The sequence below is a fragment of the Microbulbifer sp. ARAS458-1 genome (genome assembly GCF_045348205.1).
In the GTDB taxonomy this organism is placed as follows: domain Bacteria; phylum Pseudomonadota; class Gammaproteobacteria; order Pseudomonadales; family Cellvibrionaceae; genus Microbulbifer.
In genome coordinates this window covers 708,402-729,135 of sequence record NZ_CP155838.1, presented here as the reverse complement: position 1 = coordinate 729,135, position 20,734 = coordinate 708,402, and the positions used below count along the sequence as shown (strand labels likewise).

At 59.5% G+C, this 20,734-nt stretch carries 17 protein-coding genes; 6 read left to right on the top strand and 11 right to left on the bottom strand.

Annotation, left to right across the window (positions count from 1 at the left end; genetic code table 11):
- Nucleotides 1-112 precede the first annotated feature (112 nt).
- Together AAFH99_RS02880 and uvrD are read right to left on the bottom strand one after the other, a co-directional pair.
- Complete coding sequence (locus AAFH99_RS02880; protein WP_406828602.1) at nt 113-1,261, bottom strand: TRAP transporter substrate-binding protein; 1,149 nt, start codon at nt 1,259-1,261, stop codon at nt 113-115.
- 165 nt (nt 1,262-1,426) lie between these two features.
- Nucleotides 1,427-3,655 (bottom strand): DNA helicase II, encoded by a 2,229-nt coding sequence (uvrD, locus tag AAFH99_RS02875; protein WP_406828601.1) that lies wholly within the window; start codon nt 3,653-3,655, stop codon nt 1,427-1,429.
- Nucleotides 3,656-3,937: 282 nt separating this feature from the next.
- Between uvrD and hexR the strand changes: the two genes are divergently transcribed.
- The 3 genes from hexR to AAFH99_RS02860 all read left to right on the top strand — a co-directional run bounded on the left by hexR (nt 3,938) and on the right by AAFH99_RS02860 (nt 8,002).
- Nucleotides 3,938-4,792 (top strand): transcriptional regulator HexR, encoded by an 855-nt coding sequence (hexR, locus tag AAFH99_RS02870; protein WP_043319894.1) that lies wholly within the window; start codon nt 3,938-3,940, stop codon nt 4,790-4,792.
- A gap of 12 nt (nt 4,793-4,804) precedes the next feature.
- A complete protein-coding gene (locus AAFH99_RS02865; RefSeq protein WP_406828600.1) occupies nt 4,805-6,589 on the top strand; it encodes a DUF4153 domain-containing protein in 1,785 nt (594 codons plus the stop codon).
- 159 nt (nt 6,590-6,748) lie between these two features.
- The gene (locus AAFH99_RS02860; protein WP_406828599.1) at nt 6,749-8,002 is read left to right on the top strand and encodes a multidrug effflux MFS transporter; all 1,254 of its coding nucleotides are present in this window, start codon (nt 6,749-6,751) and stop codon (nt 8,000-8,002) included.
- Nucleotides 8,003-8,026: 24 nt separating this feature from the next.
- Here AAFH99_RS02860 and gstA read toward each other — a convergent pair whose 3' ends face one another.
- From gstA to AAFH99_RS02835, 5 genes are all read right to left on the bottom strand, one after another.
- Nucleotides 8,027-8,626 (bottom strand): glutathione transferase GstA, encoded by a 600-nt coding sequence (gstA, locus tag AAFH99_RS02855; RefSeq protein ID WP_406828597.1) that lies wholly within the window; start codon nt 8,624-8,626, stop codon nt 8,027-8,029.
- Nucleotides 8,627-8,657: 31 nt separating this feature from the next.
- The gene (locus tag AAFH99_RS02850) at nt 8,658-9,629 is read right to left on the bottom strand and encodes a glutathione S-transferase family protein (protein WP_043319890.1); all 972 of its coding nucleotides are present in this window, start codon (nt 9,627-9,629) and stop codon (nt 8,658-8,660) included.
- 12 nt (nt 9,630-9,641) lie between these two features.
- Complete coding sequence (locus tag AAFH99_RS02845) at nt 9,642-10,046, bottom strand: DoxX family protein (protein WP_043319889.1); 405 nt, start codon at nt 10,044-10,046, stop codon at nt 9,642-9,644.
- A gap of 181 nt (nt 10,047-10,227) precedes the next feature.
- A complete protein-coding gene (locus tag AAFH99_RS02840; protein WP_406828596.1) occupies nt 10,228-11,214 on the bottom strand; it encodes a Gfo/Idh/MocA family protein in 987 nt (328 codons plus the stop codon).
- A 52-nt stretch (nt 11,215-11,266) separates the two neighbouring features.
- Nucleotides 11,267-12,154 carry a LysR family transcriptional regulator gene (locus AAFH99_RS02835; RefSeq protein ID WP_043319887.1) on the bottom strand — a complete coding sequence of 296 codons (888 nt, stop codon included), beginning with the start codon at nt 12,152-12,154 and terminating at the stop codon, nt 11,267-11,269.
- Between the two features lie 152 nt (nt 12,155-12,306).
- On the opposite strand from AAFH99_RS02835, the gene AAFH99_RS02830 reads away from it, so the two are divergent.
- From AAFH99_RS02830 to AAFH99_RS02820, 3 genes are all read left to right on the top strand, one after another.
- Entirely contained in the window at nt 12,307-13,200 is an 894-nt protein-coding gene (locus AAFH99_RS02830) for a pirin family protein (protein ID WP_406828595.1), read from the top strand.
- A gap of 168 nt (nt 13,201-13,368) precedes the next feature.
- Nucleotides 13,369-14,682 carry a sodium:proton antiporter gene (locus tag AAFH99_RS02825; RefSeq protein ID WP_043319886.1) on the top strand — a complete coding sequence of 438 codons (1,314 nt, stop codon included), beginning with the start codon at nt 13,369-13,371 and terminating at the stop codon, nt 14,680-14,682.
- A 42-nt stretch (nt 14,683-14,724) separates the two neighbouring features.
- Nucleotides 14,725-16,614: a monovalent cation:proton antiporter-2 (CPA2) family protein gene (locus AAFH99_RS02820; protein ID WP_406828594.1), complete on the top strand. Its 1,890-nt coding sequence runs from the start codon at nt 14,725-14,727 to the stop codon at nt 16,612-16,614.
- 21 nt (nt 16,615-16,635) lie between these two features.
- On the opposite strand, the gene AAFH99_RS02815 is transcribed toward AAFH99_RS02820, so the two are convergent.
- From AAFH99_RS02815 to AAFH99_RS02800, 4 genes are all read right to left on the bottom strand, one after another.
- Complete coding sequence (locus tag AAFH99_RS02815) at nt 16,636-17,943, bottom strand: c-type cytochrome (RefSeq protein WP_406828593.1); 1,308 nt, start codon at nt 17,941-17,943, stop codon at nt 16,636-16,638.
- The gene (locus tag AAFH99_RS02810; protein WP_406828592.1) at nt 17,943-19,550 is read right to left on the bottom strand and encodes a GMC family oxidoreductase; all 1,608 of its coding nucleotides are present in this window, start codon (nt 19,548-19,550) and stop codon (nt 17,943-17,945) included. Before AAFH99_RS02810 ends, AAFH99_RS02815 begins: the two co-directional genes overlap by 1 nt.
- Before the next feature lie 3 nt (nt 19,551-19,553).
- Nucleotides 19,554-20,102 (bottom strand): sugar dehydrogenase complex small subunit, encoded by a 549-nt coding sequence (locus AAFH99_RS02805; RefSeq protein ID WP_051687259.1) that lies wholly within the window; start codon nt 20,100-20,102, stop codon nt 19,554-19,556.
- Nucleotides 20,103-20,237: 135 nt separating this feature from the next.
- On the bottom strand, nt 20,238-20,729 hold the full coding sequence (locus AAFH99_RS02800; RefSeq protein WP_051687258.1) for a lipocalin family protein: 492 nt from the start codon (nt 20,727-20,729) through the stop codon (nt 20,238-20,240).
- Nucleotides 20,730-20,734 lie beyond the last annotated feature (5 nt).

Below are 20,734 nucleotides of genomic sequence, written 5' to 3'. Positions count from 1 at the left end.
AATAGGTGGGCTTAACACGGTGAGAACGAGGGGATAACGTGCCGACTGAAGATTATGGCGATGTAGATTTTAGTCGGCACGCTTGGGGGAAAAGCGATGGAAAGGCGGAGTATTATTCCGGCACTCTGTTCCGGGTATTGTAATAGGCTTCTTCACTGATTCGGTGGTACGGAATCACTTGTGATTCAAACTCCCGGAAGGCTTTGTATATGCGGCTGAACTGCGGATCTTTCGCGGCAGTTTCCTGCATGATGTCCAGATTGATTTTCTTCAGATGGGCAATGACATCATCCGGCAGTTTTCGCAATTCCACCCCATGTTCTTCCATCAGCTCTTTCAGGGCCCGATTATTGCGTGCGGTGTATTCGTCGAGCATATCCTGATTGGCGTCGCGGGCGGCGGTGCGCACGATGGCCTGCAGGTCTGCGGGCAATTTCTCGAAAGCGGTTTTGTTGATGATGATCTCGAGGATTGAGCCGGGCTCGTGCCAGCCGGGGTAGTAGTAGTATTGGGCGATCTGGTGGAAACCGAACGCGAGATCATTGTACGGTCCGACCCATTCGGTGGCGTCGATCACGCCGGTCTGCAGCGCGGTATAGAGTTCACCACCGGGGATGGTGACGGCGGTGCCGCCAGCACGGTTCAACACCTCGCCACCGAGTCCGGGGATGCGCATCTTGAGACCTTTGAGGTCGTCGACGGAATTAATTTCCTTATTGAACCAGCCCGCCATCTGCACACCGGTGGAGCCGCCGGCCATGGGAATCAGGTCAAACGGTGCGTAGAGCTCTTCCCACAATTCCAGCCCGCCGCCATAGTGCAGCCAACCATTCATTTCCTGGGCGTTCAGCCCAAAAGGTACCGCAGTAAAAAACTGGGCTGCGGGGATCTTTCCTTTCCAGTAATAGGCGGCACCGTGACCGACCTGGGCGGCGCCACTGGACACCGCACCGAATACCCCCATGGCCGGGACCAATTCGCCGGCGCCGAAGACTTTTATTTTCAGGCGGCCGTTGGACATCGTTTCGACATTGTTCGCGAAGCGCTCCGGGGCACTGCCGAGACCGGGGAAATTTTTGGGCCAGGTGGTGACGAGTTTCCACTCGAAGGTTTGCTGGCCCGAATTTTTCAGGTGAGAGTCTTCGATAGAGGTGACGGTCTGAACCTGATCGGAGCGGGAGATCACCAGGGTACCGAAGGTGAGCACCAGCAGGGCGAGCAGGCCGAGGATAACGGGTGGATACCAGTTTATTTTTTTCATGTCCGTTTGATTTTTATTTTTCGTTTTATTGCGTCACCCCGAACCTGGCCCGGGATCCAGCGGGAATGGCAGGGTATTTGAGGTTGCTGCCGGTTCTGTGGTTTCTGGATCCCGGATCAAGTCCGGGATGACGTTGTTGCGTAAATATACCGTTGTCGATCGTAATTACAGGGGCTGTAGTTTGGCCATGGATACTACCAGCCATTTGGCCCCGGCGTCGTCGAAGTTGACCTGCACTCTTGCGCGGGGGCCGCTGCCCTCGAACTGCACCACGGTACCTTCACCGAATTTTGCGTGGTCGACGCGGCCGCCGAGGGCGAGCGGGGGCAGGTCGTCGTCGAACTCCGGGGCCGGGTCGGAGAACTGGCCGACACCACCGCCGAACTTGCCATAGTTGGGCTGAAACAGGGGTTTGGAGACTTCGGTTTTCAGCCGCACCTCGTGAATATATTCCACCGGAATTTCGCTCACAAACCGGGACGGCTTGTTGTAGGTCTCGCTGCCGAACAGGCGGCGGCTTTCCGCGTAGGTGATATACAGTTTCTTCATGGCACGGGTAATGCCCACGTAACAGAGGCGGCGCTCCTCTTCCATGCGCCCGGGCTCCTGCGCAGACATCTTGTGCGGAAACAGGTTTTCCTCCACACCGGCCATAAACACCAGCGGGAACTCTAAACCTTTGGCCGAATGGAGGGTCATCAGCTGCACCGCGTCTTCAAACTCGTCCGCCTGACCTTCGCCGGCATCCAGCGCGGCGCTGTCGAGGAACTGGTTGATCAGTGGAATCTCTTCCTCGTCTACCGCCTCGCCATCGGCGTCCACGGTGGGTATGCCGTCGAAGCCGCGACAGGCACTGACCAGTTCCTGCAAGTTCTCCACGCGGGTCTGGCCTTTCTCGCCCTTTTCCTTGCCGTGGAATTCGATCAGGCCGGTCTGCTCGATGGCCAGCTCGGCGATATGATCGAGGGTTTTATCGGTGCTCTCTTCGTCCAGTGCATCGATCAGGCTCAAGAAGTTGGCCAGGGCGTTGCCGGCGCGTGCGGCGAGGACTTTCTGTTGCAGCATCTTTGCCGCGGCGTCCCACATGGAGCAGCCGTGTTCGCGGGCGAACTGGCGCACCATATCCACAGTGCGCGCGCCGATGCCTCGAGTGGGGGTATTCACCACCCGCTCGAAAGCGGTGTCGTCGTGGCGGTTGGTGATCAGACGCATATAGGAAAGCGCGTTCTTGATTTCCATGCGCTCGTAGAAGCGCTGGCCGCCGTAGATGCGGTAGGGCACCTGCTCGCGCAGCAGGCCTTCTTCCAGCACCCGCGACTGGGCGTTGGAGCGGTACAGAATGGCGATGCTGTCGCGACGGTTGCCATCGCGCACCCAGTCCTGGATACGCTCGACGATAAAGCGTGCCTCATCCTGTTCGTTGTAGGCGGAGTAGAGCGCAATCGGCTCGCCCTTGTCGCCCTCGGTCCACAGCTCCTTGCCGAGGCGGCCGGTATTGTGGGCGATCACCGCGTTGGCGGCGTTCAGGATGGTGCTGGTGGAGCGGTAGTTCTGCTCCAGGCGCACCGTCTGCACGTCTTTCAGGTCGGCTTCGAAGTGCTGGATATTCTCGATCTTGGCACCGCGCCAGCCGTAAATGGATTGGTCGTCGTCACCCACCGCGGTGATCGTGCACTGGTCGCCGGCCAGCAGGCGCAGCCAGGCGTATTGAATGGTGTTGGTATCCTGGAACTCGTCGACGAGGATATGGGGGAAACGGCGGCGGTAATGGGCGAGTATGCCGTCGTTATCCCGCAGCAGTTCGTGGGCGCGCAACAGCAGCTCGCCGAAATCCACCACGCCGGCACGCTGACAGGCCTCTTCATAGGCGCTGTATATCCGCACCATGGTCTGCAGCCAGGGGTCTCCGGTGAGCTGGATATACTGCGGGCGAATGCCTTCATCCTTCTGTGCACCGATCCACCACTGGGTCTCACGCGGCGACCACTTCTTCTCATCCAGCCCCAGCTCGTTCTGCACCCGCTTGATCAGGCGCAGCTGGTCATCAGAATCGAGAATCTGGAAGTTTTGCGGCAGCTTCGCTTCGGCCCAGTGGGCGCGCAGCAGGCGGTGGGCAAGACCGTGGAAGGTTCCTACCCACATGCCGAAGGTGTTCACCCCCAGCAGTTCCTCGATACGCCCGCGCATCTCCCGCGCGGCCTTGTTGGTAAAGGTCACTGCCATAATGGAGTAGGGCGACGCCCCCTCCACCTGCATCAGCCAGGCGATACGGTGCACCAGCACACGGGTCTTACCCGAGCCGGCGCCGGCCAGAACCAGTTGATTGCCCGGCGGCGCCGCGACGGCTTCGCGCTGGGGGTCGTTGAGGGGGTCTAAGAGTTCAGATACGTCCATGGGGCGGATTGTATCAGGGGTAGGCGGAGAACTGGGTATATAAACAGGGTTTTGTGGTCTGCTAGGTTCTACCACAGTGGCGGGCCTGCTACCGGGTATAGCTTTGCGAGACACGCCGTAAACCCATCCCTGGGGGCTCGGCTGCGGCCGTCCTGGCCGCAGACGGTCTCGCAAAGCTATACCCGGTATCAGCCCCTTAGCATCAGGCGACGTGGCACCAACACTCGCCAGCACCGAGCCATGCCGCTAAACTGCACAGCTTGAACCAGAGAAGGTGTTGTCGTGAAGCCAGCGGAAGTCACGCAGAAGATCAGCGAACAGCTGAGTTCCATGCGCAAATCTGAGCGCAAGGTTGCGGAATATATCCTCGCCAATCCCGGCGAAATCATTCATATGCGGATCGTCGATCTCGCCACCGAAGCCCAGGTGAGCGAGCCCACCGTGGTGCGCTTCTGCCGCGCCGTCGGCTGTTCCGGCTTCCAGGAATTCAAGCTCAACCTGGCCCAGCAGCTCGCTTCCAGCCCCAGCTTCGGCCAGATTGCCGTTACCGAAACCGACACCATCGCCGAATACAAACGCAAGGTGTTCGACTCCACCGTCGACACCCTGCTCAACGTGCGTGACAAGATTGACGGTCGCGCCCTGGAGGCCGCCGTTTCCGCCATCGCCGCCGCCAAGCGGGTGGAATTCTTCGGTTTTGGCGCCTCAGGTGCTGTCGCGGCCGACGCCCAGCACAAATTCTTCCGCCTGCAGATGGCCACCGCCGCCCACTCCGATCACCATATGCAGAGTATGTCGGCCATGAGCATGCAGCCCGGCGATGTGGTGGTCGCCATCTCCCAGAGCGGGCGCACCTCCTCGTTGCTGCGCTCCATGGAAATGGCCAAGGCACAGGGCGCTATCGTGATCGGCCTCGGACCCAGCGGTTCACCGATGACACGCCAGTCCAGTATCCCACTGGAAGTGGACGTGGAAGAAGATATCGAGCTGTACACACCACTCTCCTCCCGTATCGCTCACCTGGTGGTGATCGATGTACTCGCCATCGGCGTCGCCCAACGCAAGGGACCACAGCTCCAGGAGCACCTGCTGAAGCTGAAAAAAGGTCTGTACAACCTGCGTGAGGAAAAGCACTAAACAGGACGGGAAATGCACGGAAGCAGCGACCAACCTACGGAAACCTTCGACGAACAACAGGGTCTCGGTCTCCCGGAAAAGCGCCTGATTGTGGTCGCGGCCCTGTGCCAGGGGTTCGCGCTCTATGCGCTCAAATTTTTCGATGCCGTAAACCACTGGTCGCCGGTGTGGCAGTTCCTCTGTTACACCGTCGCTATTGCCATGCCACCGCTGGTGATTGTCACCGTCACACCACGCCTGGCGCGGGGTTACTGGTGGGTAATTGCGGGCTATAGCGCCGTGCTCGCCCTGCTGGCCAGCTACCGGGGGTACCAATGCACTCCTGCAGATACGATCCAGTGCGGCTGGCCCCACGATTTTTGCATCGCTGTCGGGATTGCGACCTTTATCGTCGCTTTTCTGTTACGTGCCAGTGGCACAGAGCGGCTGCGCCGCCCCAGTTATCCGGCACTGTTCCATTACTCCTGGGATATTGCCCTGACTACCGGTCTCACTCTGGTGTTTACCGGTATCTTCTGGCTGATCCTGATCCTGTGGCAGGCCCTGTTCAAACTGGTGGGCGTGGCGTTCTTCGAGCAGCTGTTTGAACAAGACTGGTTCTTTTATCCGGTCACCTGGCTGGTCGCCGGTTGCGGCGCCATTCTGTTCCGCGCTCAGCAGAGCTTTGTTCTCACGCTCAAGCGCCTGCTGCGTACCATGCTGGTGGCGCTGTTGCCGTTACTGGCGGTTCTCACCATCGTATTTCTCGCCACCCTGCCTTTTACCGGCCTGCAGCCTATCTGGGATACCGGCCGCGGCAGTGCACTGCTGCTGTGGCTGGTGGCACTGCTGCTGTTCTTTACCAACGGTGTGATCCAGGACGAGTTCCCGTTCGCCCGCTACCCCGGGTGGATCAATCGGGTACTTTTACTGGCGCTGGTGCTGGCGCCGTTTTACACCGTTTTTGCGCTCTATGGTGTAACCCTGCGGGTCCAGCAGTACGGCTGGACGCCGGAGCGGCTGTGGGGCGGAGTGGTCACACTCACCCTGGCGCTGCTGGCACTGAGTTACAGCCTCTCCATCCTGCGCTGGCGCGGTCACTGGGCGGAGCGGTTGCGGCGGATCAATACCGGGCTGGCACTGTGGGTGCTGGCGATTTGCCTGGTAACCCAGTCACCGCTGGCCAACTTCTGGCGCATCAGCGCCGACAGCCAGGTGGCGCGACTGGCGGATGGACGGGTGGCGCTGGCGGATTTCGATTTCTACTTTCTACGTAACAAACTGGGGCGACCGGGACTGGAGTCGCTTCAGGCGCTGCAGTCGCTATCGGTCGTCAAGCAGGATAAGAAAGTCGCAGCGTACATCGAACAGCTGCTGGAGAAAAAAGATCCCGTCTGGGCGCTGCGTGAAAACCCGCTACAGGTAGAAGCCAGGGAACGGGAAATGCGCGAGATTCCGATACTGCCCGAGGGGGCGCCGCCTCCCCCGGATGCTGCCCAGTTACAGCGGGATAGCCGGCTCTGCCAGGCAGAACAGCAAAACTGCCTGTGGCTGGTTCAGGATCTGGATGGGGACGGGAAACCCGAGTACCTGTTGTTTATCCACGGGTCGCGCAGCGATGGCAACCACTGGTTGCACATTAAAGCGCACACGTCCGGGCAACAAGGATGGCGACCGGTTTCCAGCAGCAGGCGCAATACAGAGCTTTCGTTCGCGGAGCTGCAACAAAAGCTTTCGGGCGGTCAGTTCAATCTGCGCCCCCCGCGCTGGCAGAGCCTGTATCTCGGCGATGAACTGATGTTCGACCCGACCCAGTAAACCACTGACCGCCTGTATCCACAAAATAAACGCCACTGTCATGGAAACCACAGGCCGAGGCGGCTACCATGCCCCCGCCCGCCGCTGCCTGTGCTAAGGCCAGCGCCAACCCAGTGATGTACCCGGGTGACTTTTCACCCGCTTTATACCCAAGGTTTTATGCCCCCGAATTTTTTCGACGCCGAAGGCAAGCCGCCGCGCTGGCTCGCTCCCTGTCTCGCCGCATTGGTGGCGCTGACGCCATTTGCCATCGATACCTACCTCCCGGCAATTCCCGCCATGGCCATGGCGCTGGGGGTAGAGGTGGCGCAGGTACAGCACTCGGTATCCAGTTATCTGCTGGGGTTCGCCGTGGGCCAGTTGATTGGTGGGCCACTGTCGGACCGTTGGGGGCGCATCGTTACAGGCACTATCGGGCTCGCCATCTTTATCGTCAGCTCGGCGCTGATCCTGTTTGCCAACACCGTGGAGCTGCTGGTGGCGCTGCGCTTTTGCCAGGCACTGGGCGGCGGTTTTGCCACGGTGATCTGCGGCGCCATCGTGCGCGACCTGTACCACGGCCGCGACGCGGCGCGGATCATGTCGATGATCGCCACCATGATGCTGATTGCCCCCATGGCGGCGCCGGCAATCGGCGCGACCCTGCTCACTTTTGGTGACTGGCATGCGATCTTTATCTTCCTGCTGGTGTACGGCCTGCTAATGATGATCCTGGTGCGCGGGGTGCTGCCGGAGACGGTATCCAAGTTCCGCCGCGCGCGCCGCCAGCGGGAATCCCGCCGCAGCATGCTCAAAGGCTATGCGCAGATCTTCCGCACCCCCCGTGCACTGGGATTTCTGTTCGGGCAGGCGCTGATCAGTGGCAGTATGTTTATCTACATCACCACCGCACCCTTCGTGTTTATGGAGCACTTCGGGGTATCTTCCGCCACCTTCCCCATGCTGTTTGGCAGCTGTGTGCTGGGGCTGGTGTTGATGGTGCAGCTGAATATCCGCCTGCTGAAGGTATTCGAGCCCCGCCAGATTCTGCTGGCGGGTATGGCGCTGCAGCTGGTTTCCTGCGCACTGCTGCTGGCAAGCACTTTATATTTTGGTCAGGAGCAGGTGTTGCTGGCGTGGATGGTTCCGCTGGTGATGGCGATGGGTGCCATCGGCATCATCACCCCCAATTCGGCGGCCTGCTATCTGGAGTTTTTCCCCAGGATCAGCGGTACCGCCAACGCGCTCTACGGCGCTTCGCTGTTTATCTTCGGTGGGGTGCTGGGGGGTGCGGTGAACGCGGTGCATACCGGCACACTGGTGCCGATCGCTCTGGGAATGCTGTGCTGTTCCGCAGCGGCCCTGTGTATGGCGCTGTTTGTGGCGCGGGCGCGCCAGCCGATCGAGATCGAGGAGCGGGCGCTGCGGGTGTAAGCCGCGGCCGCCCGCTTGCGGCCTTCAGTTAATACCTTCCGCTTTCAGTGCCTTCTGCACCCCTTCGCGTTGGCGCATGTGCTCGGCAAAGGCCTTGAGCCTGGGCCAGCTGTCGGTATCCACATCCGCCTTGCTGCACCAGTTGTACACGGTAAACAGGTAGGCGTCGGCGATACAGAAATCGCTGCCCATCAGATAATCCCCGGCCACATTGTCTTCCACATACTGGAAGCGCTTGGCCAGTTTCTCCTTGGCGGCAGATTTCTCCTCGTCACTACCGCCCCAGAACAGGGGTCCAAAGGTCTTGTGAATTTCGCTGGAAATGTAGTTCAGCCACTCCAGCACCCGATAGTGATCCAGGGAGCCGTATTCCGGGGCGAGTTTTTGTTCCGGCTTCTGCTCCGCCAGAAACTGCACGATGGCCGGCCCCTCGGTCAACAGCTCGCCACCTTCCAGCTGCAGCGCCGGCACGTAGCCCTTGGGGTTCACCTCGGTGTAATCGCCGCCGCTTTCCAGCTCCTTGGTTTTCAGGTTGACCTTGCACAGTTGCAGATCGATACCCGCCTCGCAGGCGACGATATGCGGGGACAGAGAACAGGCGCCGGGGGCGTAAAACAGCTTCATGGTTTCCTCCTGATCGTGCTGATCGTGACAGTCATCCGCGACCGTGGGGCGCGGCGTAATCCAGCTCCGGACCCACGGGCACGATGCCGGTGGGATTGATATTGCGGTGGCTGGCGTAGTAGTGGGTCTTGATATGGTGGAAGTCCACCGTGTCGGCGACCCCGGGCCACTGGTAAAGCTCGCGTACATAGCCCCACAGGCTGGAATAATCCGCCAGTCGCTGCTTGTTGCACTTGAAGTGGCCGTGGTACACGGCATCGAACCGGATCAGTGTAGTAAACAGTCGCCAGTCCGCTTCCGTCACGCGATCACCGGTCAGGTAGCGGTTACTCTGCAAGCGCTGCTCCAGCTGTTCCAGCACTTCAAACAGCCGGTGGTAAGCGGCCTCGTAGGCCTCGGCGCTAGTGGCGAAACCGGCACGGTACACACCGTTATTGACGTTTTCGTAAACCAGCGCGTTGGTGGCATCGATGTCCCCGCGCAGATCCTGTGGATAAAAGTCCTGCTCGTCGCCGGTCAGTTTATTGAACGCGCTGTTGAGCATGCGGATGATCTCCGCGGACTCGTTACTGACGATCTGTTCGCGCTTTTTGTCCCACAACACCGGCACCGTCACCCGCCCGGAATAGTCCGCGCGGTTGCGGGTATAGATCTGGTGCAGATAGTCACTGCTGTATAGATGATCGCCACTGCTGCCTTCGTCCTTATCGAAGGTCCAGCCGTTTTCCATCATGTAGGGGCTGACCACGGAAACGTCGATGTAGTCTTCGAGGCCCTTGAGCTTGCGGAATATCAGGGTGCGATGGGCCCAGGGACAGGCGAGGGAAACGTAGAGGTGGTAGCGGCCTTTCTCCGCCTCGAAGCCGCCCTCGCCGCTGGGGCCGGCGCTACCATCGGCGGTGATCCAGTTGCGCAGCTGCGCCGCCTCGCGCTCGAACTCACCGCCACTTTTGTCCGTGTCGTACCACTTGTCTTTCCACTCGCCGTTTACCAGCAGTCCCATCGCAGCGTCTCCTTATTTGCTCTTCACTTTGGCCATGGCGTGGTCGAAGCTGAATCGGCCCGCGCCAGCGCAAGCCAGAATCAAAAAGCCGCCGGCAATGGTGATATTTTTCATAAACATGATCTGCTGCATCTGATCACCGGGCACATTGTGGAACATCCATGCACTGATCAGACAGAAGGCGGCGATCGCCAGTGCCACCCAGCGGGTAAAGAAGCCGAACAGAATGGCGAGACCGCCACCCAGCTCCAGCAGGATTACTAATGGCAGAAAAAATCCGGGCACACCGGCGGAGGCCATATATTCCTGGGTTCCGGCATAGGCGCCGATCTTGCTGTAGCCGGCAACGATAAACATTACGGACATCAGAATACGTCCCACCAGCTTAGTGAAATCGCAAAGTACAGGGCTGTTCATAACGAAGTCCTCGTGAAGGTCCCTCAAACAGGGTATCAAAGGAGCAAGTGTATGGAGTGATAACGCTATTTAGTGTAATTCGAGATTTCGCAATGAAAACCGCAGTTTTTCGACGGAAAGGATCGACTTTTTAGAAGGGATTTTTTAGCAGGGAATTTGAATAAATACGGGAAAGCGGGGTTTAGCCAAACCCCGCCAGAATCTGGTCCATGACCCGGGAGGCCTTGCCGCCCTCAGAGCCGGCGACCGGGTGCCGGCCCGCGCCGTTCAGGTGCTTCACCATATTTTCAATATGGAAAAACTGAATATTCTCAGGGTGGGCAATATCGGCGGTTTCGCGGTCATCGCCCGCTTCGAGCTGCAGTGGATTCTCCGCAAACACGGAAAAGCGGATTGTGCCTTTGGCGCCGTAGATCACCACCTCGTCACAGTAGTCACTGGCGCCGAAATTCCAGAAGCCGGCACCGGTGGCGCCATTTTCAAATACCCAGCAGGCGGAAACCGCATCTTCAGCGTCATACAGATTCTGCTGATTGACCGCGATACCGCGGGCGTCGGCGATGTCACCGGCCAGGTGAATAAACAGATCGAGGCCGTGGCAGGCCAGATCGACAAAGTGCCCACCACCGGATACCGCCGGGTCGGTGCGCCAGTCGTACTCCGGTGACAGATCCGCGGCGGAAGGCGTGCGCGCATAGCTCCAGTTGATATGCCGGATGGCGCCAATTCGACCGCCATCAATCCACTGTTTCACCTGTGCGAAGCGGGGCAGGGAGCGGCGGTAATAAGCCACAAACAGCTGTGCATCCAGCCCGTCGAACGCCGCGGCGATTTCCTCACACTCGACATAGTTGAGCGCCATGGGCTTTTCCAGACAACAGTGTTTGTTGGCACTTGCTATCTTCAGGGCATACTCGCGATGGCTCCCCGGCGGGGTCGCCACATAGATGGCATCAATCTCCGGATCGTTGATCAGATCGTCGGCGCTGGCATGGGTTTTCGGCACACCGTGGCGAGCGGCGTAATCGCGCAGCTTTTCCTTGTCCCTGCGCATTACCACAAGCAGTTTTGAGCCGGCCACCTTGTTGAACGCAGGGCCACTTTTCAGCTCAGTGACATCGCCGCAGCCAATAATGCCCCAGCGGATTTCAGCGCTTTCACTTGCCATCTATTCCATCCCTTCTAACCATTGGTAACCCAGCGACAATCAGCCGGTGCCATCACTCGACCAGCGGCAGGCCTTCGCGCAGCGCGCGCAGCAACAGGCAGGCTGCGGGGCCGGCACGGTCGCGGTCAGCGTACACCAGATAGACGGTGGCTTCCCGCTCCCAAGGCTCTTCGGTGCGCAGAGGTAACAGGCGGTCGGCAGAGAGGGAATCGCGAATGCGGGTCTGCGGCAGCCAGGCAAAGCCCAGTCCGCGTTCGATCAATTCAATGGAGGTATGCACGTTGGTGACGGTGATACGCTGATCCGATCCGAGCCAGCCAGCGTCCTGGCGGTTCTTCAACGCGGAATCCCGCATCACGATCTGCCGCGCCGCTTTCAGGTCCTCGCGGTTAACCGGCCGCCCCAAGTGATGCAGCGGGTGGTCAGGGTGGGCCACCGGCACAAACTTTACTCGCGAGACGGGCATCCCCACAAATCCCTGGGGCACCCGCGCGGTAAGAATGAAATCCACTTCCTGTTGCAGCAGCAGCTCCTCCCCACCGGAGAGCACCGTTTCGCGAATTTCCAGTCGGGTATGGGGGTACTCACTAGCAAAGCGCTCCACCGCGTTGAACAGCGCCTCGTAATCAAACAGCACATCCACCGCCAGACGCAACTGCGCCTCGGTCCCCTCCGCTAGACTGGCGGCAACGGACTCCAGTGCCTCCGCCTCATCCAGCAATCCACCGGCGCGGTTCAGCAACACGCGCCCGGCATCGGTCAGTTCCGCCTTGCGCCCGCGTACCTCCAGCAGCGCTACGCCTAGACTCTCCTGCAACTTGTGCACCGCGTGATTGATCGACGACTGGCTTTTGTGCACCGCATCTGCGGCCTGGGAAAAGCCCCCGTATTCCACCACTGCCTGAAACATACGCCACTGTTCCAGCGTTACCTTGGCCATTGACTGTCCTTTGTCCGGGTTGTGAGGATGATTCCGCGGAGCAATACGGAAATCCAGTTAATCTATCGAGCCTGTCGAATATTAGCTGCGATTATTTGCCATTTTCTGGCGATTTTATCGGCCTATACTGCCCGAAATGAAGGAGCAGAACCATGCCTAATATCACACACAAGGTCACTGAGAACAGCACGGGCGACGCCCGTATTCGTCCCGCAACCCGGGTTGTGGCGGGCCATCCATCTGCCGACGGCGCCGGTGTGAAGATTCATCGGGTGGCGGGCTTCCAGTCCCCGGACTTCAGCCCGTTTCTGATGATCGACGAGATCCGCTCGGAAAATCCCGACGACTATATCGCCGGATTCCCGCCACACCCGCACCGCGGTATCGAAACCCTCACTTATATGTTGAGCGGCGAGTTCGAGCACCAGGATCACCTGGGCAATCGGGGCGCCATTCACCAAGGCGGCGCCCAGTGGATGCGCGCTGGCCGCGGCATTATCCACTCGGAAATGCCATCCCAGGGGGAGGGTGGAATGCACGGCTTCCAGCTGTGGATCAACATGGCGGCGAAGGACAAGATGAGCAAACCCGCCTGGCGGGATATTCATCCGGAACAGGTGCGGGAAGTCGCACTGGATGAGGACGGCTCGCTGATCCGGCTGATCGCCGGCCAGTGGCAGATTGGCGGTGAGCCAGAATGTGGCCCGCTACTGGAGGCGGCGGCGGAGGCTTCGGTTGCGGATCTGCGCCTGAATGCTGGCACGGAAGTCATCCTGCCAGTCCCGCGATCCCATTCGGTGCTGGCCTATATTTACCGCGGCGCGCTGGACACTGGGCGCGGTGTGGTCGATCGAGGCAATCTGGTGTTGTTTGGTGACGGTGATTCCATACAATTGCGCGCGCCAGACAAGGGCACGGGTTTGCTGTTGCTGCACGGTGCTCCTCTGGGCGAGCCCGTCGCTCACTACGGGCCCTTTGTCATGAACTCTCGCGAAGAGATCGAGCAGGCGGTGCGCGACTACAATAGCGGCACACTGACCGATTGAAGTGACGCGGGGTTCTACACACTCTGTTTGATGAGCGCCTGATTTGCCAGGCGCCTACCCGGCACGCGAGTCAGCCTGCGCTGTTTGCCTGCCGGGCGGGCTCTTACAGTTTCTGGCAACCCATCGTTTTTTATTGGTAAGCCCCGGTATTGGAGTTCCCGCGCACACATGGACGTCTATTACATTTTCTGTTTTCTCGCCGCGGTGTCCGTGTTTCTGGGATTTATCAACCAGTATGTGTTGCGAACCCAGACCACCATCGCCATCACCGCTGGCTCGCTGGCGCTTTCCCTGATCGTCACCGGCCTCGGCAAACTGGAAGTGGTCGAACTGCGCGACTGGGTGGCGCAGCTGCTGCCGCTGATGAATCTACCGGATCTGCTGCTGAAGGGGATGCTGGGCTTCCTGCTGTTTGCTGGCTCCCTACATATCGACCTGCTAATGCTGCGCAATCAGAAAGTGGAAATCACCCTGCTGGCCATTGTCGGCACTTTGATTTCGACCTTCGCAGTCGGCTACATGCTGTATTTCTTTTTCGGCCTGATCGGTATGCCGGTCGAACTGGTGTACTGCCTGTTGTTTGGCGCACTGATCTCTCCCACCGACCCCATCGCGGTGCTCGCGATCATCAAAAGCATGAAGGCACCGGAGCAGGTTTCGATTCAGGTGGAAGGAGAGTCCCTGTTCAACGACGGCTTTGGCATGGTGGTGTTCGCGGTGATTTACGCGCTGGCGTTCCAGGGCACCGAGCCTACCGTGGCGGCGATCAGCCACCTGTTTATGGTGGAAGCCCTCGGCGGTATTGCACTGGGCCTCGCCATTGGTGGCCTGTTTCACTGGCTGATCTGCTCCACCAACGACCACAGCCTGGAACTGTTGCTGACCCTGGTGATACCCACTGCCGGTTTTGCCGCGGCCAATATGCTCGGGGTGTCCGGTGCTCTGGCGATGGTGGTGGCCGGAATCATCATCGGTAACTTCACCCGGGAAAAAGGCTTCTCACGCATGAGCCAGCACGAGCTGGATAACTTCTGGTCCATTACCGAGGAATTCCTTAACGGGATTTTGTTCCTGATGGTGGGTCTGTTCCTGATCACCATCGACTTCAAGCCCATCGACTACCTACTGATCGTCGCCGCTATCGTGATCGTGTTGCTGGGGCGGGTGGTGGCGGTCGGTTTGCCGTTCCTGTTCCTGAAGCGCCACCGCCGCTACCACCCCTACACAGAACGCATCCTGATCTGGGGTGGCCTGCGCGGTGGCCTGGCATTGGCACTGGCGATGTCAATTCCCGCCGGCTATGTGGTGGATGGCGTTCGCGAAGATGTCACCCACGATCTGCGCCACCTGTGGGTGGTGATGACCTATGGCGTGGTACTCTTCTCCATCGTGGTTCAGGGTTCCACCATCGCTCCACTTATCCGCCGCAGTCGCGAGGCCAGCTTTTCCGAAGGTACGCCACCGACACCACAATCCGATTAAAATTGCCGCACCGCGGCCCCGTTACAGCCTATAAGATTCGCCATGCCGCACGACAATTTCCTGATACAGACCGTTATCTTTCTCGCCGCTGCGGTGGTTTCGGTACCACTGGCCAAGCGGCTGGGCTTTGGCTCGGTGCTCGGTTATCTGGTCGCCGGGGTTCTGATCGGCCCCCACACCTTTGGCCTGGTGGGGGATACCAGTGAAGAACTGCATTTTGCAGAATTCGGCGTGGCGCTGATGCTGTTTCTCATCGGTCTGGAACTGCAACCGCGGAAACTCTGGGCGCTGCGTGGCGCCATCTTCGGTACCGGCGGGGCCCAGGTACTGCTGACCGCGCTTGCGATCTGCGGTCTGGCGATGGCGCTGTTCGACTTTGGCTGGCGCACCGCGACCGCTGTGGGTCTGGTGCTCGCACTTTCCTCCACCGCTATCGTATTGCAGTCGCTGTCGGAAAAAGACCTGCTTAAAACGGAGGGCGGACGCAACGCGTTCAGCGTATTGTTGTTTCAGGATATTGCCGTCATTCCGATTCTGGCTTTGCTGCCGCTGCTGGCTACCGTAGAGATTGCCAGCAACCCGGACGGCCTGCAGGGCTGGACCTATGCACTCGCGGTGCTGGGTGCGGTGGCCGGTCTGATTCTGGCCGGGCGCTTTCTGCTCACGCCGCTGCTGCGCATTGTGGTCGGCACTCGCACCCGGGAACTGTTTACCGCCTGTGCATTGCTGATCGTGCTGAGTGCCGCGGCGATCATGTCGGCGCTGAACCTGTCCCCGGCCCTCGGTACTTTCATCGCGGGTGTGGTGCTGGCAGATAGCGAGTTCCGCCACGAGCTGGAAGCGGATATCGAACCCTTCAAGGGTCTGCTGCTGGGGCTGTTTTTCCTTGCCGTTGGCGCCAATCTCGATCTGGCACTGGTCATGCAGCAGCCGCTGCTACTGCTTGGCTTGCTGGCACTGCTGGTACTGGTGAAATTCGCCATTCTGTTTGCCCTGGCGCGCCTGCGCGGTATGGCGCGGGGGGAAGACTGGCTATTTGCGCTATCGCTGGCACAGGCGGGGGAGTTCGGTTTCGTATTGCTGGCCTATGCCAGTCAGAACCATGTGCTGCCGACGGATGTAAGCAGCGTGCTGATTGCACTGATCGCTCTGTCGATGGCATTTACACCGCTGTTACTGTTGGCCTACGAGCAACTGATCCAGCCGCGTTTTTTCAGTGGCCCACGCCAGCCGGACGTCGCGGACAGCGCACCCCACGATGATGGGTCGCCGGTCATCATTATCGGATATGGCCGCTACGGCCAGATTGCCGGGCGCCTGCTGAACGCTTGTGGTTTCGATACCACCCTGCTGGAACACAACGCAGAACAACTCGAACTGGTGCGCCGCTACGGTATCAAGGCCTATTACGGCGACGCATCGCGGGAGGACCTGCTGCACGCCGCGGGAGCGGACAACGCGAAGATCGTTATCCTTACCCTCAGCGATCAGGCCGCATCGCTGGAAATCATCAGCCGCATTCAGAAGCACTTTCCGCATCTCACCATTCTCGCGCGGGCGCGCAATCGTATGCACCAGTACGCGCTTATGGAAGCCGGGGTGAAATACATCTACCGGGAAACGGTGGACAGCGCCCTGGAAATTGGCGCCGGTGCGCTGCAGCTGCTGGGCCTCTCCAGGCACCAGGCCCAGCGCTCCGCGCGCAAATTCAAACAGCATGACCAGCGTATGCTGGAGTCACTGTTCCCCTACTGGCGCGATGAATCCCAGCACGTGGCAAAAACCAAGATTTATCGCGAGCAGTTACTGCAGGCCCTGCAGGAGGATCGCCGCGATCCCGACCTGCACCTGGATCACTACTGGGGCGACCGGGATACGCGTGCGGAGAAGGGGAAAAACGACAAGGCCAGAAAGATGCAGCCAGGTCTGTAGCCGGCGCTACCCACCGCTCGGTCACTGTTGTTTTTGCGGGGCGGCAAATTGCTTGCGCAGGTAGAACATCAGCCGTTTGAGCTGCTCTTCGTTCAGCTCATCGGCAAACCCCGGCATCATGATTTCCTCACCATTCACTGTACGGCGTATGCCCTTCAGTATGGCCTGACGTAGATTGTGGTCGTCTTCGGCACCCACAGTGGAGTTGTGTACCAGTGACGGGTAGTACCCGTCTTTGCTGCCGGTGCCATCCACCCCGTGGCAGGCGGCACACAGCCCCAGATACAGACGCGAGCCGTCTGCGCTCAGCTTCGGATTCAGCTCGTGCACCAGAGGATTGCCGCGCATGATGATGACGTCTGTGGCGGGAGATCCGCGCTGCTGACGGGGGACCCGCGCTTTGCCTTTGACCGGCGGAATGGTGCGCAGGTAGGTGACCATGGCGTTGATATCTCCATCATTCATCCGGGAAAGGCTGAACTGGATGGCCTCCCCCATGGGGCCACCGGCCTGCGCCAGGCGATTAACGTGGCCGGTTTTTAGGTATTGGGTCAGCTGCTCTGCACTCCAGTCCCCAATGCCGCTATCGCGATCCGGGGTGATGTTGTAGGCCTCCCAACCATCCAGCACCGGTCCTCCCCCGAGAAAACCTTTTTCGGTTTCATCGTACGCCTTTTGTTGAAATGCCAGCCCGCGGGGAGTGTGGCATTCGCCACAGTGTGTCAGAGCCTGAACCAGGTAGGCGCCGCGGTTCCAGGACTCACTCTGTTGCGGATCGGGTTCGAAGGGCCCGGTGGGTGTGAACAGATAGTTCCAGATTTTCAGTGGCCAGCGTGCGCTCAGTGCCCGTGGGATTTTGTTCGGCGGCGGCGTATCGTGGACCGGTGCCACACCAAACAGAAAATAGGCATACAGTGCCTGAATATCGGCATCGGTAATTTTGGTGTAAGACTCATAGGGCATGGCGGGGTAGAGGTTGCGCCCACCCTTTCCGACTCCCTGGCGCAGCGCGCGGTCAAACTCCTCCAGTGTCCAGGTGCCGATACCAGTGTTGATATCCGGGGTGATATTGCTGCTGTAAAGCGTGCCGAGCATTGGAATGGACATGGGGCGGCCGCCCGCAAACGGAGTACCACCGGTGCGGGTATGACAGGCCTGACAATCCCCGGCGATCGCCAGGTAACGCCCCTTCGCAATCAGTTCAGGCCGGTTCAGTTCCGTATTCACTTCCGACACTGCCGCCTTGTCCCATACCTCCTGCGCGTACAGTAGCGCCACCGGCAGCAGGCAACTGACAGCCACCAGCCACATCCCACGCACCCCCATCATCACACCTCCTTGAGCAGGGTATCCGCCAGACGCAGGGCGAGGGCAGCGATGGTGAGGGTGACATTGACGGTGCCCACCGTGGGCATTACGGAGCTGCCGGCAATAAATAGATTGGGGTGGTCGAAGGTGCGGCAGTCCTTGTCCACCACCGAGTCCGCCGCATCGGCCCCCATAATGGTGGTGCCGGTAATATGGTTGTTGGGCGCGAATTCATCACTGAAGGTGACATCGGTGCCGCCCATCACTCTAGCGATTTCCCCGTAGGTTTTCCGGGTGTGCGCAGCACTCTTCGCCACGTAATCGTCAATGCTGTAAGTGATTTCCGGGCGCGGTATACCGCTGGCATCCTTCTCTGAGGTACTGGGACGAATCCGGTTGTTGGGCTGCGGCAGTATTTCGTGGAAGCTGTTGAACTCCACGTAACGGGCCGCGCGTTCGCGGATACGTGTGTTGAGCTCGGGAATATTGATCGTATCCTGCTGGCGCAGTACACCGCGGGCGGTTTTTTCCACAGCAGACATATTCGACAGGTGCAACTTCTTACCGGCATACTCCGCGCGAAACTCGCCGTCCCGGAAACCAACCACCGAGGTCATTTCCTGGGGTCCACGGCCCGGCCATAGAGGCTCGTCAGCGTAAAAATGTACGCCGGTGCCCGGGTGATCCATCAGGTTGCGGCCCACCATATCGGAGCGATTACCGACACCGGTGGGGTGCTTGCGGCCGTAGGAAATCAGCATCAGTTTTGGCGTTTCGATACCGTTGGCGGCGAGGATGAAGTGCCTGCCGGAAACCCGATGATCCATGCCCATGGGGTCCTTGTACTCCGCGGCAATAATGCGATCGCCCTCACTCACCAACCGGTTTACCACCGCACTGTGAATCAATTCGGCGCCGTGCGCCTCCGCCTTATCCACGTGCACAATACCGTTGTACATGGCGCCGATGGGGCAGATGGGCATGCAGTTGTTATTCCCGCAACAGGTGGGGCGGCCATCGTACGGGCGGCTATTACGTGCCACCGGCTCGGTGACCACTTTCCAGGCGGGATTGTGGCTGTTCATACGCCTTTTTACGCGGGCTTCATTAAATGACAGCGGTAACGGCTGCATTGGGTAGCCGGTACTGCGGGGTGAACCCAGGTCTTCCTCTTTTGGGCCCCAGACCCCCAGCTCCTGCTCTGCACGGTGGTACCAGGGTTCCAGATCGCTGTACTCGATAGGCCAGTCACGGCCCACACCGTAAAGGCTTTTTAATTTGAAATCGCTGGGGAGAAAGCGCCAGCAGGAAGCCGCCCAGTGCCAGGTGGTACCACCTACCGCGCGAATATACTGAGAATTGAACGGGTGGCTGCCCTTGAGGATCAGGTAGTCATTGGCAAACTCGCCATATTCGGGATGCGGTGCCCAGGACGGTGAGCGGTAGGCCGCCATAAAGTCAGACTTGTCTGGCTGATTGCGAAAACGTTCCACAGTCTGCCAGCGGGGTATGCGGGGCCCAGCCTCGAGAATAATCACCGATTTACCCGCTTTAGCGAGCGTATTCGCCACCAGGGCGCCCGCCACCCCGGACCCGACCACGACGAATTCGGCTTCCTTGCCTGCCAAAATCTAGACCCTCCCGAGTTTCAGGTTGGGTGCACTGGACCAGTCGCCCGGTTTACCGGTGCAGTAACTGGGTACCGGGAGCGCATCAGCGGTGAGCCGATATATCAAGGCGCGCTCGAAGGTTACCAGCGTCTTACCCACCGTACCCAGATACCAGGCGGCGACAATCAACCGCGCCACCGGCGAGCGGCGATCCGCGGAGCTCGGGTCTTCAGGCAGGAGATCCAGCTGTTGGGCAAAGGATGGATACTCGCTGTTCAGGGCAGCCAACAGGCGTGTGGCGACACGGCGATCAATATGAGTATTCACCGGCAGTGGATGCAGAAGTTTCTGCGACACAGAGAAAAATTTACTGAGCCGGTGCCCGGCTTCTTTGGCGCTGTCTGGTAGCTTGTCCGCCTGTACCGCAGGTAGGGAGCTGGCGCCTGTCAGTAGTCCACAACCGAGGTAGAGCTGCGTGCGAATGAATCGGCGCCGATCGGCTGCCGGAAAATCATCGGCGCGCTCACCGCCATTGGATCTCACCCCGGAATTTGAAATACCTGCGCCCACGCCGCCTCCCGCCCGCAAAATGCTCCGCTACAGGGAGTATAGGAAAGGCTGCTGCGACCGCATTCTGAAAACACCAGGCTCCCGGTACCGGGAACGGTAGTACCTCATTTGTTTCACTAGTGCGGTGGCGCCGGATTACTTCTGGGGTTTCTGAGCCACTAGAATCAGTGCCTCCGTGTCAAAACCCAGCTCTCTCGCCCGGCGCACGTACCGCTGCAACACTGCGTCCGGTACCGTGGGCGTGCGCGACAGCAACCAAAGATAGGAACGGTCCGGCCCGGACACCATGGAGTAGCGATAGTCCTCATCCAGCTCAAACACGATATAGGAGCCATAAAAAGGCCCGAAGAATGAGACCTTCAGGTGCCCCACATTCGGAGCATCGACGAAGTAGGCTTTGCCTTCCGCCTCCTGCCATTTGGCGTTCTCGGCATCAAATCCACGATTCACTACCTTCACACCGCCGTCTTCACGCAGGCTGTATTGAGCGGTTACCTGGCTGAGGCCCCGCTCGAAGGAATGATCCAGACGCGCGATTTCATACCAGGTACCCAGGTAGCGGTTGATCTCGAAATCCTCCACCGGTTCCACACCATCGGGAACACCGGTACAGGCGGACATCAACATAGTCG

Excerpts from the sequence above, each read along its gene's own strand:
- AAFH99_RS02880 (WP_406828602.1), bottom strand. The coding sequence starts at position 1,261 with ATGAAAAAAATAAACTGGTATCCACCCGTTATCCTCGGCCTGCTCGCC.
- uvrD (WP_406828601.1), bottom strand. The coding sequence starts at position 3,655 with ATGGACGTATCTGAACTCTTAGACCCCCTCAACGACCCCCAGCGCGAA.
- AAFH99_RS02865 (WP_406828600.1), top strand. The coding sequence starts at position 4,805 with ATGCACGGAAGCAGCGACCAACCTACGGAAACCTTCGACGAACAACAG.
- AAFH99_RS02860 (WP_406828599.1), top strand. The coding sequence starts at position 6,749 with ATGCCCCCGAATTTTTTCGACGCCGAAGGCAAGCCGCCGCGCTGGCTC.
- gstA (WP_406828597.1), bottom strand. The coding sequence starts at position 8,626 with ATGAAGCTGTTTTACGCCCCCGGCGCCTGTTCTCTGTCCCCGCATATC.
- AAFH99_RS02850 (WP_043319890.1), bottom strand. The coding sequence starts at position 9,629 with ATGGGACTGCTGGTAAACGGCGAGTGGAAAGACAAGTGGTACGACACG.
- AAFH99_RS02845 (WP_043319889.1), bottom strand. The coding sequence starts at position 10,046 with ATGAACAGCCCTGTACTTTGCGATTTCACTAAGCTGGTGGGACGTATT.
- AAFH99_RS02840 (WP_406828596.1), bottom strand. The coding sequence starts at position 11,214 with ATGGCAAGTGAAAGCGCTGAAATCCGCTGGGGCATTATTGGCTGCGGC.
- AAFH99_RS02835 (WP_043319887.1), bottom strand. The coding sequence starts at position 12,154 with ATGGCCAAGGTAACGCTGGAACAGTGGCGTATGTTTCAGGCAGTGGTG.
- AAFH99_RS02830 (WP_406828595.1), top strand. The coding sequence starts at position 12,307 with ATGCCTAATATCACACACAAGGTCACTGAGAACAGCACGGGCGACGCC.
- AAFH99_RS02825 (WP_043319886.1), top strand. The coding sequence starts at position 13,369 with ATGGACGTCTATTACATTTTCTGTTTTCTCGCCGCGGTGTCCGTGTTT.
- AAFH99_RS02820 (WP_406828594.1), top strand. The coding sequence starts at position 14,725 with ATGCCGCACGACAATTTCCTGATACAGACCGTTATCTTTCTCGCCGCT.
- AAFH99_RS02815 (WP_406828593.1), bottom strand. The coding sequence starts at position 17,943 with ATGATGGGGGTGCGTGGGATGTGGCTGGTGGCTGTCAGTTGCCTGCTG.
- AAFH99_RS02800 (WP_051687258.1), bottom strand. The coding sequence starts at position 20,729 with ATGTTGATGTCCGCCTGTACCGGTGTTCCCGATGGTGTGGAACCGGTG.